Below are 14,789 nucleotides of genomic sequence, written 5' to 3' on the forward strand. Positions count from 1 at the left end.
GTTTTTTACAATTGCTAATTATTTTAGCATTTTATGCCTGTTAACTTCAGGATCTTTTTGTGTAATCGTTCCTTCAGCTTTTTGTTTTCGCCTTGAACCCACTGCCCAGTTCGATCCACACCGGTGCATGGTCGCTGGTTTTCTCCCAGCCGCGTACCTGTTTGTCTACGCCGGCTTTCTTTAATTTTTTTGCCACTTGCGGGCTGAGCAGGAAGTGATCGATGCGTATGCCGGCATCGCGGGCGAAGGAATTGTAAAAATACTCCCAGAATGTATAAATGCTTTTTTCAGGATATAGTTCGCGGAGCGCGTCTGTCCAGCCCTGGTCAACCAGCCGTTTGTAGGCTTTTTTTGATTCAGGAAAAAACAATGCGTCGTTTTTCCAGTGTGCTGGTTTGTAGGCGTCGAGGTCTGTCGGGATCACATTGTAATCGCCGCACAGTATCACCGGCAATTCTTTTTTCAGCAAAGCACGCGCGTGTTTGTGTAGCCGTTTGAACCAGGCAAGTTTGTAATCGAACTTTGGCCCGGGTGCCGGGTTGCCGTTCGGCAAATACAAACAGCCGATGATCATGTTACCAACAATGGCCTCGATGTACCGGCTGTGCGCATCTTCGGGATCACCGGGCAATACCCGGCGGAGCTCTTTGATCTCCATCCCCTTTGCGAGAATGGCCACACCGTTCCACGATTTTTGGCCGTGCCAGATGGCATTGTACCCCGCATCCTCTATCGCCGCCAAAGGAAATTTCTCATGCGGCGCCTTTAGCTCCTGCAGGCACACGATATCCGGCGAAGTCTCTTTCAGCCATTTCAACAAAACCGGTAACCGGCCGTTTACCCCATTGACATTGTATGTAGCGATGCGCATGACCTCCTCCCTTCAATTTTTATACCGTGGTGAGAAAGGGGTGGAACGGAATTGGTAGCGGGTGGTTTGGTCTGCCGGCTATTCACCAGTACCCGCGCCATTACCATGACGAAAAAAAAGAAACTCACTTTCAAAGGCATCAAAGAGATCCTGGGCAATACCGTTAAGGGACTGGGAGAAGACCGCGTCATCAAATTAAGCGGTTCGCTTGCTTACTCAACCGTTTTTGCGATGGGACCGTTGATGATCGTAATTATCTCTTTATGCGGGATCTTCCTGGGGGCAGAAAGCGCGCAGGGGAAAGTGTACGAGGTATTGAAAGGGTTTGTGGGACAAGACACCGCCGCACAGTTACAGGAGATCATCCGCAATGCATCGTTAAGCGGCAAGAGCACGTGGGCGGCTGTGATCGGTGGTGTTGCGTTGTTGATCGGCGCCACATCGGTGTTTGCCGAGATACAGGATTCGATCAACCAGATCTGGGGATTGAAATCGAAACCCAAAAAAGGATGGGTGAAATTTCTGAAAGACCGGTTCCTCTCCTTCTCGGTGATCGTGAGCCTTGGCTTCCTGTTGCTTGTATCGCTCGCCATCACCGGCATCGTTGAGGCCATCAGCAACCGTCTGCAGGCGCGGTTTCCCGACGTTACCGTCGCGCTTTTTTATGTGGTGAATTTATTGCTCACGCTTGGCATCAGCATGCTCATTTTCGCCGTGATCTTCAAAGTGCTGCCCGATGCAAATATCAGATGGAAAGATGTAAGGGCCGGCGCACTCGTAACCGCCGTTTTGTTTATGCTAGGCAAATTTGCGATCTCGCTTTATGTTTCCCAGGCAAAAGTAGGCAGCACCTACGGCGCAGCGGGATCGCTGGTGGTGCTGCTCGTGTGGATCTATTATTCATCCATCATATTATTCCTCGGCGCCGAGTTTACGAAGGCATGGGCCGTATTGTACGGAGAACCCATCCATCCCAGCCAGTTCGCGGTTACCGTAAGGCAGGTGGAGGTGGAAGAAGGAAAGAAAACGGTACAGGAAAAAGAACGGTCCAAACAATAATGAACAAACTTTCACGTTTATAACAACAGCGTGATACGACGTTACCAACCCAATAGATTCTATGCCCCGCCAACTAACGGGGCTTTTTATTTGGGAAAGGCGTAAGACAATTCCTTTCAATTAAAAATCGATCCGGTAGGTTCCGCCCACCTTCGTACCCATATCATACTCATACACCTTTGCAACCGGCGCAGCAGACGATGGGGCTTTTGGCGACACAAGGGGCCGCTTCACTTCCGGTGCCATGAAAAATGGATTGGTATTGGGGCCCGCTGCTTCCTTCAGTTTTGTGTTCGTTTTCACATTAACCTCATCGTAAAACCGCAAACGGCAATTGCCGCCGAGTGTTGACCTGATGTTAACCGTTTTTGGTTTGCCCGCCACCCAGGTAACATCGATCACAAAACCGCCGCGTGTTACCAGGCCCGACACGGTTCCATCGGGCCATGCATCGGGCAGTGCGGGCAGGATATGGATCGCGCCGTCGTGCGACTGAACAAGCATTTCAGCAATACCGGATGTGCATCCGAAATTTCCATCTATCTGGAACGGTGGATGCGCGTCGAATAAATTGGGGTAGGTGCCGCCGTTCTGCCCAGATGTTTCCACCGGCGCCGGCCGCAACTGGTCAGAGATCAATTTGTACGCATGGTTACCATCGAGCAATCGCGCCCAGAGATTTACTTTCCAGCCCATCGACCAGCCCGTTGACTGGTCTCCCCTGCTCACGAGTGTGGTACGCGCCGCCTGGAACAGTGCAGGATCGCGGTAAGGCGAGACCTGGTTTGAAGGATACAACCCATAGAGATGCGAAACATGGCGGTGCTTGTCGTTGGGCTTGTCCCAATCCTGCAACCACTCCTGCAACTGGCCAAACTGCCCAACTTGCATGGGTGGCAATCTTTTCTGCATGTTCAGCAATGTATCTGCAAACCGTGTATCCGTCTTCAAAATGTTCGCCGCGGCGATGGCATTTGAAAAAACATCGGCCACAAGCTGGTTGTCCATTGTAGTGCCGGCAGTAATACCCACACCGCCCTGGTAAGTGTTTTCAGGCGACATAGACGGCGCAACCACCAGCCATTTTTGAGATGGTTCTTCCTGTAAAACATCAACATAAAACGTAGCGGCGCCTTTGAGTACCGGGTACATTTCCTTGAGAAAATTTTTATCTCCCGTATAGAGGTAATGATACCAGATGTGCTGCGAGAGCCATGCGCCGCCCATCGGCCACATGCCGTAAAATCCGCCATCCACCGGTCCGGTAATGCGCCACAGGTCGGTGTTGTGGTGAACGTTCCAGCCGCGCGCATGGTATAATTTCCGGGCGCTCTCCTGCCCCGTTACGGCAAGGTCTTTCAGCATTTCGAACAAGGGCCGGTGCAGCTCGCTGAGGTTGGTTGGCTCCGCGGGCCAGTAATTCATTTCGGTGTTGATGTTGATGGTGTATTTGCTGTCCCATGGCGGCGTCAACTTATCGTTCCATTTGCCCTGCAGGTTGGTGGGGTTTGCATTGGGTTGCGAACCGGAGATCATCAGGTATCTGCCAAACTGGAAATACAGCGATACGAGCTGCGGGTCGTTGCCCGAACCGAATTCGGCCACACGCTGATCGGTTGGTTTGCCCGATTGCGTTGTGTTGCCGAGATCCAGTTTCACCCGGTCAAAATATTTCCGGTAGATCCTGGTATGTTCTTCTTTCGACCGGGCGAATGTTTTAAGCAATGCCTGTTTCAGGATCCGCTCCGCTTTTGCAGCGGCATCGATCGAAATGTCGTGGTAATTTTTGTAATTGGTGGCGATGCTGATGTAAAACGTAACTGCATCTGCATGGCTGATCACCAGCGAGCTATCGGTTGCTGCGATGGTTCCGCCCTCTGTTTTGGGAAGCACAAATGTTTCAAACTGCAGCCTTCCTTTTTTGTTGTCGGCATTGCTGCCCGTACCGGAAAGCCTGAGCTGTTTTCCTGCAACACGGATGTTCTTGACAGTATGCAAACTGTTGAGGAACGCCTCGCAGTTGATGCTCCCGGGTTTGCTGGCGGTTAACCTCACCATGATCACATTGTCTGCCAGCGAAGCGATCACTTCGCGATTGTATTGCACGCCGTTGCTGTTGTAGGTTACGGAAGCGATGGCATTTTGAATATCCAATGCGCGGTTGTATTCCGATGAAACATCGTGCCCTTTGAAGCGGATCAACAGGTTTCCAACGGGCTGGTACTGCATTCCGTAGTTGCTGTTGGCGGGTGCGGCCCTTGGGAAAACGCGGTTCGACATGTCCTGCGCCTCCCTGTATTTTTCTTCAAAGATCAGTTTGCGGATCTGCCGGATGCTGTCGTATTTGTCTTCAGGAACATTATTGCCCGGCTCGCCGGCCCAAACGGTTTCTTCGTTGAGTTGCAGGCGTTCCATTGCAGGATCGCCAAACACCATGGCGGCCAGCCTGCCGTTTCCAACGGGCAGGGCCTCGTTCCAGTTCTGCGAGGGTTTGTTGTACCAGAGCCTCATCGGGTTTTGCTGCGCGGAAAGATGGAAAAAGGCCAGCAGCAGGCAAACAACAAAAGATCTTTTTGGGAGCATGGTTTTGAATTGATGGTAGAGCAATGAACTAAACTACAACTTCTGTATATTTAATCATCATGTTCCTATTCCCAAAACCGGTGATGTTGGTTTTTTTCCTGCTTGTTGCAGGTTCCCTCCCCGCCCAGCCATTTACGCGGTACAAGGGGGAGCGCGAGGAAGCTTTTGTGAAAAGGATTGCACGGCAGGACAAGCTTCCTTACCATGTAATCGAAACGAAAGAATGGGACAGCTCGCGGAACGTGGTCATCTATTTTGAAAAACTGGTTTCAGCAGAGTCGGAAATAGTGAACGGCTACATCTTGGTTCCGCATAATGATAATGGTTATGAACGCGTGTTAATAGATACATTTTATGAGGATGGAGGGCCGGTGTTTATAGATACCGTATTCTTTGCCAACGCAGACCCTGATGCACAAAAAGAAATCATAGTGATGACGAGGAACACCGTACAACACAACGGCGCCAGGGTATGGGGAGAATTCTATGCGACGCACATCTACGATGTACCCGATCTGCTGCACCCGCCCAAAAGACTGTTGTTTTTAAAAGGGCCCAGTAAAAAACTGGAAAGTGGGTTTGAAGGAACCATTGGAAACAAAAGATCGAAAGCAAAATACAAAACGGCTGCGGAGGTAAGGATCGCCCTGAAAAAAATGGGATTCTGAATGTACCGTGCCTGTTATACTGCTTCAAATATACCCGTGGTCCTGTTCTTCCTCACTTTATCGTAATCAAAATATTTCCCGTTCATGGCAATGTAAACACCGTTGGGCAGCGCCTGCGCAAAAGCCATTGCTGAGCCGATGTTAAAGAGTCCGTCTGAGCTGCCGAATTTGATCGGTATCATCGCCCCTGTTAATACGATCGTTTTGTTTTTTACCTTGCCGGCCAGTACACGCGCGGTTTCCGTCATGGTATCGGTTCCGTGGGTAACCACGATCTTGTCTTCCTCGCATTCATCGCACCAGCGGGCAATGAGCTCGCGGTCGAGCTGCGTCATATCCAGGCTATCCTTCAGCATCAATGTTGTGATCTCTACCGGTACCTGGTTGCGGCCCTTCGAGAGCAACTCATCCATATGCGTTTCCTTGAAATACAATTCGCCGTTGAGCAGGTTGTACTCTTTGTCGAATGTGCCGCCGGTGATAAAGATGCGTACCATAATTGTTTTGGGTTATCCTGTTTGCAGTTGCCCCACGAAATTAAACAATCGGCGCCAAAGCCGGAGCGGTTGTTTGTTGCGCGGGTATTGCCATTCATCCGATTTTAGCAGGAGATCTCTGTTTTTTTCAACACATTTACCAAAAATTCACCGATGCGTAACCTGATCATTATCGCTGCCGTGCTTCTCCTGTCGAACACGGCCATGGCGCAGAAACCAAAAGGATATCAATATTCCATCGACCTGAACAATTCTTCGGATGATAAATTCTGGGTTGAACTGGTCACACCCGCCATCAAATCAAACTCCATCGTTTTCCACCTGCCCAAAACCGTTCCGGGTACGTATTCGAACGACGACTACGGCCATTTTGCCAATGAGCTGAAAGCCTTCGACAGCAAGGGGAACGAACTTACGGTAACACGTGTTGATGCCAATAGCTGGCAGATAGACAACGCCAAAAAACTTGCGAAGGTCACCTACAAAGTAGACGATACTTTCGACGACAGGACACGCAAGGAAAAAGTGTTTGAACCAACCGGCAGCAGTGTGCAACACGACACAGCCTACGTAATGAATACTTACACCGTGATGGGTTATTTTACGGGTATGGAAGAACTGCCCTACACCCTCACTGTAAAACACAAACCCGATTTCTACGGCTCCACGGCCATGAAGGATGCGGACGATGCTTCCGATAAAGATGTGTTCACCAGTTTGAACTACCATGAAATGGCAGACAACCCGATCATGTATACAAGGCCCGACACCACCACCATTAAAGTGGGGGGCGCAGACATCCTGATCTCGGTTTATTCGCCCAACAAACTGATCACATCGCAGTTTCTCGCTACCAGGCTCGACAGTCTCACCCGGGCGCAGGTACAATACCTTGGCGGAAAACTGCCGGTGAACAAATATGCGTACCTGATCTACCTGTTTGATAAACAACCGATCTCCAACGCATCGGGCGCACTTGAACATTCGTATTCGTCGCTTTACAGTCTTGGAGAAAGCAACCCCGAAGCGTTCGCGCAGAATTTCAAGGATGTGGCGGCGCATGAGTTCTTCCACATCCTTACACCATTGAGTGTGCATGCGGAAGAGATACAGTATTTTGATTTTACGGATCCGAAAATGTCGGAGCACCTGTGGTTGTACGAAGGATCAACCGAGTACCACGCGCACAAAGCGCAATTGCAGGCGAAACTGATCAGCGTGGACCGTTTTCTTTCAGTGATGGGGACCAAGATCACGAGCTCTCGCCTGCAGTTCAACGATACGCTCCCGTTCACTTTCATGAGCAAGAACGTTCTGGACACTGCTTATGAGAAACAATATGGCAACGTGTACCAGAAAGGCGCACTCATCAATCTTTGCCTTGATGTAAAACTGCGACAGCTTTCCGGTGGCAAATATGGCCTGATCGATCTGATCAAAGATCTTTCTGCCAAATACGGAAAAGGCAAACCTTTCAAAGACGCAGATCTTTTTCCTGTGATCGGTAAACTTACTTACCCAGAGATCCAGCAGTTCCTGCAAACTTATGTTGGCGGCAACACGCCATTGCCTTTGGAAGAGATCTTTCATGCAACGGGTATCCGCTGGACCAAAGACACCACCGTACAAGTGTTCTCTTTCGGCGGTTTCCGTGCGCGTGCCGCGGGCAACAGCGTTTACTTTGCGATGGTTACGCCGGACGACTTCGGAAGGAAGATGGGCTACCAGCAGGGAGATACGGTTGTGTCTGTGAACGGCACCGCAGTGACCCCTAAAAATTTCGGCGCCGTTACTGCAAAGATCGCAGCGACCGCAAAACCCGGCGACGAATTATCGATGGAAGTGATCAGGACCGTAAACGGTAAATCCGAACACGTAACCCTGCAGCAACCCATCCAGTTTGTGCCGCAGAAGAGGTACAACATTCTCAAGCTTGATGGAAATGCCACAAGCGCGCAGGTTGCCTTGCGTAATGCCTGGTTCCAGGTAACACCATAGCGCAGGAAGACATAATTTTGGGGCATGGAAGCAAATGCCGCCGAAGACAATTACAACCTCGAAAGATTTCTGAAAGCGCAGGAGCGTAATTATGCGGCTGCGCTTTCAGAGATCCGCTCGGGAAAGAAAACATCTCACTGGATGTGGTATGTCTTTCCGCAGGTTGCGGGCCTGGGAAACAGTGAGTATGCAAGATTGTATGCCATCCGCAGCCGCAACGAAGCATCCGCCTATCTTCAGCATCCCATACTCGGCCCGCGGCTACGTGAGATTTGTGAGGCACTCCTCGAATCGGGGGAAAATGATGCGTTAAAAGTATTCGGATCACCCGACAACATGAAACTCAGATCGTCGATGACGCTTTTTAGTTCTGTGACCAGCGAATACCATGCTGTATTCAAAAAAGTGCTTGCTGTTTTTTTTGAAGGAGTGAGGGACGCGAAGACATTGCAGATCTTGAAAGACGATCCACACTGACAAACCGAGTTGGGGTATCCGCATGAAAATCCAGGCGTGGTGGTGATTGAACCCTCGCATCAATTTATATGATGTTGTACACCAAATTAATCCAAAACAAAAAAACCGCTGCACATGGTATTTGTTTTAATCCCGATGCCGGCGGTTTGTAAGCGGTCTTTTTATTGTGATTAAGGAATGCAGTTATTGTTTATGCAGTTTTGATTAACAAGCGTTCCGGCAAAACTACAGGCCTCGTTTGTACACGATTCATTCATTCCGGAATCACAACCACGGTTATTGCAGGAAGGGTTGGAACAGGAAGGATTGGGATTCTCGCCTTCAGAAAACCCACCCCTCGTTAAAACCGAGGTGAGGATCACGAGATCTGCGGCCGGGCGCCCGGCACCGCTCCGCAATTTTTCTGCCAATCTTGTTAGTTTGGTCGGCATACGTAAACTTTTATAGTTGAACAGCAATCTTCCTAGGTAAAACAGGATGTGTTGTTACATCCGGCATTATCGGTTCCGGTTGCAGTTGCATTACATTGGTTGTTTCCGCAACTAAAATTGTATCCCTCGTTGCAGAAATTGTTATTACAGGTATCATTTCCACATGGAGGTTCTGTTTCCTGCGGATTAAGCCCTCCCCGGATACCGGAGAGATTCACGAAACTCCCGGTAAAGGCCTGGTTACCGGCATAAAGTTTTTCACGAAGAAGAGTGAGTTTGGTTTTCATTGTATTTATTTTGATAAAGACATTGACAGGTAATGCGTTGGCACCATCGAATCATCAAGCGCACTACGGATGAGTTGATGACTATTAATAACAACCTGAATTGTAGCAAGACTCGTTGGTGGTACCTGAATCCCCTGACGCCGAACACCCGGTATTTGAACAATCAGTATTATAACCTGAGGTACAACCATCGTTATTACACGCCGGATTCGGTTTCGGTTCATTGGAACCACCATGATACAATACGGCCATACCGGGAGAAATTTGTCTCCACTCCGAAGACAGGTTTCCAAACGCACCTGTTTTTAATTTTGCTAACAGCAGGTTTATTTTTCCAGACATAGAAAGGATTTTAATCAGAAAAAAACACCAGGTCTATCAAACTGGCATGTTGGCATTAACCGGTACAACCTGAATTGGTACAGGAATCATTGATGGTGCCATTTCCAGATGCATCGCATCCTGCATTGTAGCAGCTGCCATTATATCCCCATGCACAAAACTCGTTGGAACAATTTCCATTGGGTTTGCTTTCGCCTTCCTTTTCAAAGCCTCCGATGATCAGGATGGCTCGCGCAGTGACAATGGTTTGCAGATCCTGAACATGATTAACCCCAAGGTTTCCGGTTAGCGCTTCAATAAGGTGTCCGAGCTTCCTTGTCATATAGTTTAGTTTATAATGCGAAATCTATTTTTTATTCTGCCTGGAATCAAGGATCAGGTCCTTTATTCCTTTTTCAAGAACCACGTAAGAATACAGTTCACCTGTTTGGCAGGCATTGTCTATGAACACCCGGTGAATCAACCTCGCGCTGGAGGAAGCGTCTTCCCAGTTTATGATCGTGGTGCGCCCGACCTTCGTCTCCCTGGGTGCCGCAGGCGTTGTTCTGCACGCGAGGGTATCCACCCTGTTTGTAATCTCGGCTGAGGCATGGGCTGCCGCCAACTTTTCATAAACTTCGGGTGTGGCGTCTGGCTGGATCATGATGAGCCTGTCGTTCCGGAATACCAGGCAGACGTTTTTCAACGTAATCCCATCTCCTTTGAGCCAGGGAACAAAAACCGGCTCCATCCCTTTTTTCCCGAGTTCAAAAAACAATTCCCGCCCGAAGAAGCGATAAAGATTCCTGCTGTCTTCCTTTTCAATAATGTAAACAAAACCCGTGGTATCGGGGATTGGGTATCGGGTTAAAATCTCTTTTTCTCCCGTCCCTTGTGATGGCTGCTTCGCTGAATTCACGATCCGTACAGGTAAACCTACCGCCTCGATCATCCGGGCCTTGGTCATACCAATAAACAAATTTCCTACCCTTCCTGCCGTCTGTCCAAACAAGGCAAACGTTCCCAGAACATTTAGTAATAAAACAACAAGCTTTTTCATCGGGCGCACTTTGAATAACAAGAAACAAGATCTGTACCAAATGTATAAAATAAATATTTCATTTAAAAAAAATAATATAAAATAAAAAACGTATTTTAAATTCGAAAATATAACTGCTATGAAAACATCTCACTACATTATTTTTACTGATCCTTTTTCAGAGTTCCAGAATGGTATCGAATACGAAAAACAGATCGCCTTTTCTACCAGGTCCAGGCAGTCACTGCTTTTGTCAAGCCAAATCTGCAGGCAGCTACAGGTGGGCGAATATGATGATATTGAGTCCGATGTAATGGATGAACTGACGAAACACGGATTTATTGTACCCGACGAAGCGAATGAGCTGACCGAGATTATCAAAGAGAACAAAGCAACCATACAGGACGATTCCCTTCTTTATTTTGTGATCCAGCCTACTGCTTACTGCCAACTGGGTTGCGATTACTGCGGGCAGGAGCACGTTAAGAAAAACCTGCCGCATAAAACATATGATTCGATCCTGCAACGTCTCGAAAAAAAATTCATACCCGGAAAACACAAAGCGCTCCGCATAGGATGGTTTGGTGGAGAGCCATTGGTTGGGATGACCCAGATCCGGGAGCTGACTGCCCTGTTGATGGATTTTGCGGAGAAACACGAACTTAAGTATTCAGCCAAGATTGTTACCAACGGGCTAAGCCTTAAAGAAAACATATTCGAGGAATTGACCCAGAAACTCAGCTGTCGCGAATTCGAGGTTACCCTTGATGGTATCGCGGAGTTCCATGACCAGCGGCGCCATACAAAATCAAAAGAGAACACGTTTGATATTATATTCAAAAACCTCAAAACGATCATCGACAGGGAGGATTTTACAAAGGCAAATTACCGGCTTTCCATCCGGTGCAATGTTGACAAACGGAACTGGGAAGGAGTGAGCCCGCTTATCCAACTACTGGCAGACAATGGCTTCGTAGAAAAATTGGCTTACTTCTATCCTATCGGTGTTTATTCCTGGGGAAATGATGCGCATACCGGTTCTCTGACAAAAGAGGAGTTCGCAGAAAAAGAAATTGATTGGCTGATAGAAATGATCAAAGTTGGCTTCAGGCCTTCCCTGCTTCCGGGGCGTGTCAAATCTGTTTGCCTGGCGGTTTCGCAAACCTCGGAGATGTTTGACGCATTCGGCAACATTTTTAATTGCACAGAAGTATCTTATGTTCCGAAATACGTAGAATCGGGATTTGTGCTCGGTAACCTAAATACGCCAACCCTCGACACAAATGTGCGCCCTTTAAGCGATTGGAACGACCGGATATTAAACGACGGTATTCCTTGTTCTTCCTGTCGGATGCTTCCGGTCTGCGGCGGTGCCTGTCCGAAATCCTGGAGTGAAGATATGCGTGCGTGCCCTTCCAATAAGTTCAACATCAAAGAAAAACTGATGCTCTCTTACCTTTCGACGAAAGAATCTTTTCTCGAAACAGTACAGACGATCGATTGACGAACCTGTTTGGGCTGCCTGCGAACCGGGCAGCCAAAAACGGTGTACATTACCGGGCGCCCCTGATAAGGGTGTAAATTCATGTGTCCCGATACGTGCAACACATTATATTTAAGCGATGAAGTTTCCTTTTTATAAGCAACTTGACAGCGTTGATTGTGGTCCGACCTGTTTGAAGATCCTTGCCAGGTTTCACGGAAAGAATTACGCGCTTGACTACCTGCGCGGGCTCTGTTTTATCAACAAAGAAGGCGTGAGCCTGCTTTCGCTCGCCCAGGCGGCCGAACACATCGGGTATACAACGTTGAAATTGAAGATCACATTCGATCGTTTGGTGTCCGATGCTCCACTTCCATCGATCCTGTTGTGGGATACCAACCATTACGTGGTATTGTATGAAGTAAAAAAAAATAAATCAGGAGAGATTACGCACCTCCGGGTATCTGATCCTAAAAGAGGACTTGTAAAACTCAGCAAAAAGGATTTTCTGCACCATTGGATCGCACCCGATTCAAAAGACATGGGAGTGGCGCTGCTGGTAGAACCTTCAGAAAATTTCGACACGTTGCTTGACGAAAAGGGGCTTGAAATAAAACGCCCTTCGGATCTGAAATTCATCCTGAATTATATTTTGAGGTACCGGCGGTATTTTTTCCAGTTACTGCTGGGAATTATTACCTCTTCAATGATAGCGCTGATCTTCCCGTTTCTGACCCAGAATATCGTAGACATTGGGATCAATAAAAAAGACATTGGTTTTATATCATTGATATTGATCGCACAACTCGTGCTGTTCCTGAGCAGTACAACGCTCGATCTTTTGCGGAGGCAACTGCAGATACACATCAGCGCAAGGATCAATATATCAATCATATCCGATTTCCTCGCCAAATTAATGCGGTTACCGATCCGGTTCTTCGACTCGAAAAATATTGGCGATATCATAAACCGGATCAACGACCAGAAGAGGATAGAAACTTTTATCACGAGCTCCGTTCTCAATACAGTGCTTCTTTTTTTCAACTTCGCCGTGCTTACAGCCCTCCTGTTCTACTATAACAAGACCATCCTGCTTGTTTTCCTGGGAGGAACCGCCTGCACCTTTGTGTGGGTCTATTTTTTTATGCAGAAACGGAAGGAAATGGACTACCGGATCTTCAGAACATCGTCTTCTACCACGGAGAAGATGTATGAAATGGTAAACAGCATGCAGGAGATCAAGCTGAATAACTTTGAAGCCTATAAGAAAACGGAATGGCAGAAGAACCAGGTGGAACTTTTTGAGATCAGCCTGGCAAGTACGAAACTGGAACAATACCAGACAATCGGCTCGGTCTTTTTTACCCAGCTGAAGAACATTCTGGTAACCTACATCAGCGCCAAAGCGGTGATCAACGGCGATATCTCGCTGGGTATGATGTTGAGCATTACAATGATCATAGGCCAAATGAATAACCCGGTGGAGGAATTTATCTCTTTTTTCAAATCGTACCAGTTTGCCAGAATAAGCCTGGACAGGATGAACGAAGTTTACGTAAAACCCGACGAGGAAGAGAATGCCCTTTATCACGCAATTCCATCACCCAACGATCCCGGTTATCAGGAATTCATAAGCTTCCGGAATGTAAATTTTCAATATGAGGGGCCACAGTCGCCTTTGGTATTGAATGATCTTTCTGTGGATATACCCATCGGGAAGACCACAGCGATCGTCGGATCCAGCGGGAGCGGCAAAACGACGCTTCTGAAATTACTGCTTAAATTTTATGAACCGCGCTCAGGCTCCATTACTATATGTGGTACAGATCTTAAAGATATATCTGCTTACTGGTGGCGCGGGCAATGCGGAATTGTAATGCAGGAAGGATTTGTTTTTTCCGATACCATTGAACGGAATATCATCACAAACCAGGAAACTGCAGAACCTGAACGGTTGATGCAGGCTGCGAAAGTAGCCTGCATCGATGATTATATAACCGGTACGCCGTTTGGCTACCAGACCAAAATAGGCGCAAGCGGTTCAGGGCTGAGTACCGGGCAAAAACAAAGGATCCTGATCGCCAGGGCTGTTTACAAGGATCCGAAATTCTTCTTTTTCGATGAAGCAACCAGTTCGCTGGATACAAACAACGAACGGATGATCGTGAACAACCTTAACAGCCTGCTCGCAGGGAAAACGGCCGTTGTGATCGCGCATCGTTTGAGCACCGTTAAGAATGCCGCTAAAATATTGGTGCTGGACAATGGCCGGATCGTAGAGAGCGGTAGCCACAATGAGCTTATCAAATTAAAAGGATTTTATTTCAACCTGATCAAAGACCAACTGGAACTTGGTTCCTGACGATACCGCTATGAGAAATAGAAAAGACAGCCCTGCCACCGATTTTTTTTCTTCCATTATTACCGAAAGGCCAACTTGGCTCGTCAGGAATGGACTGCTGGTTTTTTTTGTACTTACCGTGCTTTTTATCCTGGCCTCCAATTTCATCCGTTATCATGAAGAGGTTCCGCTACCCATCAATATGAACGCAGCTTACGGCATCTATTTTCCGAAAGCTGGTGATGATAGTACACGGTTTTTCAGAAAGCTGGGGCAGGTAATGCCGGCTACCGGCCCCCACCCCTTGAACGCCGTTGATGTTAAGGACACCAGGGAGAACGGATATCGTTTTGATGTAATTATACAGGATCAAAAAGCAATTGTGGTATGCAGGGACAGCATTCCGTCTTTCCAGAGCACCGTTTCAACTCCGTTGGCCGACCGCATTCACATCGGCGATCTGGTTACCATCACCGCCGCAGGCAACGGCGCCCGTTCAACCTTTAGCGGAAAAATAACGGCAAAGACACCCGCAGGCAACGGCGCATCGTTTCACCTGGCTATCTCTCCCGCCGGTCAGACCGCACCTTTTGCCCTGCTGCTCAGTGCCGCCTATTCGAATCAACTGACGTGCACCCTTCCGCTTAGCGATAAAATGCTTTTTTCGATCCTGTCCGATAAACTTTCGAGCCGGGGCAGGTTGCCGGTTGCAAAATAAAACTGCCCTCCGTTTA

General features: G+C 48.1%; 12 protein-coding genes. 7 read left to right on the top strand and 5 right to left on the bottom strand.

The annotated features are described in order from the left end of the window. Positions 1-73: 73 nt before the first annotated feature. Entirely contained in the window at positions 74-871 is a 798-nt protein-coding gene (gene xth, locus GWC95_RS06420) for an exodeoxyribonuclease III (protein ID WP_161817862.1), read from the bottom strand. 105 nt (positions 872-976) lie between these two features. On the opposite strand from xth, the gene GWC95_RS06425 reads away from it, so the two are divergent. Then, entirely contained in the window at positions 977-1,930 is a 954-nt protein-coding gene (locus GWC95_RS06425; protein ID WP_161817863.1) for a YihY/virulence factor BrkB family protein, read from the top strand. Between the two features lie 120 nt (positions 1,931-2,050). Here the strand turns inward: GWC95_RS06425 and GWC95_RS06430 are convergent, their stop codons facing one another. After that, on the bottom strand, positions 2,051-4,513 hold the full coding sequence (locus GWC95_RS06430) for a glycoside hydrolase family 95 protein (protein ID WP_161817864.1): 2,463 nt from the start codon (positions 4,511-4,513) through the stop codon (positions 2,051-2,053). A 59-nt stretch (positions 4,514-4,572) separates the two neighbouring features. Between GWC95_RS06430 and GWC95_RS06435 the strand changes: the two genes are divergently transcribed. Next, positions 4,573-5,181, top strand: a complete 609-nt coding sequence (locus GWC95_RS06435) for a hypothetical protein (RefSeq protein ID WP_161817865.1) — start codon at positions 4,573-4,575, stop codon at positions 5,179-5,181. Between the two features lie 14 nt (positions 5,182-5,195). Here the strand turns inward: GWC95_RS06435 and GWC95_RS06440 are convergent, their stop codons facing one another. Continuing rightward, positions 5,196-5,678, bottom strand: coding sequence for an asparaginase domain-containing protein (locus GWC95_RS06440; protein WP_161817866.1), 483 nt, complete (start codon positions 5,676-5,678; stop codon positions 5,196-5,198). Between the two features lie 153 nt (positions 5,679-5,831). On the opposite strand from GWC95_RS06440, the gene GWC95_RS06445 reads away from it, so the two are divergent. Together GWC95_RS06445 and GWC95_RS06450 are read left to right on the top strand one after the other, a co-directional pair. Continuing rightward, positions 5,832-7,676, top strand: coding sequence for a M61 family metallopeptidase (locus GWC95_RS06445; RefSeq protein ID WP_161817867.1), 1,845 nt, complete (start codon positions 5,832-5,834; stop codon positions 7,674-7,676). Positions 7,677-7,700: 24 nt separating this feature from the next. Then, a complete protein-coding gene (locus tag GWC95_RS06450) occupies positions 7,701-8,153 on the top strand; it encodes a DUF1810 domain-containing protein (RefSeq protein ID WP_161817868.1) in 453 nt (150 codons plus the stop codon). A gap of 1,115 nt (positions 8,154-9,268) precedes the next feature. Here GWC95_RS06450 and GWC95_RS06455 read toward each other — a convergent pair. Continuing rightward, positions 9,269-9,535, bottom strand: coding sequence for a hypothetical protein (locus GWC95_RS06455; RefSeq protein WP_161817869.1), 267 nt, complete (start codon positions 9,533-9,535; stop codon positions 9,269-9,271). A 24-nt stretch (positions 9,536-9,559) separates the two neighbouring features. Further along, entirely contained in the window at positions 9,560-10,252 is a 693-nt protein-coding gene (locus GWC95_RS06460) for a hypothetical protein (RefSeq protein WP_161817870.1), read from the bottom strand. A gap of 118 nt (positions 10,253-10,370) precedes the next feature. Between GWC95_RS06460 and GWC95_RS06465 the strand changes: the two genes are divergently transcribed. From GWC95_RS06465 to GWC95_RS06475, 3 genes are all read left to right on the top strand, one after another. After that, positions 10,371-11,735: a radical SAM/SPASM domain-containing protein gene (locus GWC95_RS06465; protein WP_161817871.1), complete on the top strand. Its 1,365-nt coding sequence runs from the start codon at positions 10,371-10,373 to the stop codon at positions 11,733-11,735. A gap of 118 nt (positions 11,736-11,853) precedes the next feature. Next, positions 11,854-14,076, top strand: a complete 2,223-nt coding sequence (locus GWC95_RS06470) for a peptidase domain-containing ABC transporter (RefSeq protein WP_161817872.1) — start codon at positions 11,854-11,856, stop codon at positions 14,074-14,076. A 10-nt stretch (positions 14,077-14,086) separates the two neighbouring features. Beyond that, positions 14,087-14,773 carry a hypothetical protein gene (locus tag GWC95_RS06475; RefSeq protein WP_161817873.1) on the top strand — a complete coding sequence of 229 codons (687 nt, stop codon included), beginning with the start codon at positions 14,087-14,089 and terminating at the stop codon, positions 14,771-14,773. The last annotated feature ends 16 nt before the right edge of the window (positions 14,774-14,789 follow it).

The organism is Sediminibacterium roseum (assembly GCF_009939005.1).
GTDB lineage: Bacteria > Bacteroidota > Bacteroidia > Chitinophagales > Chitinophagaceae > Sediminibacterium > Sediminibacterium roseum.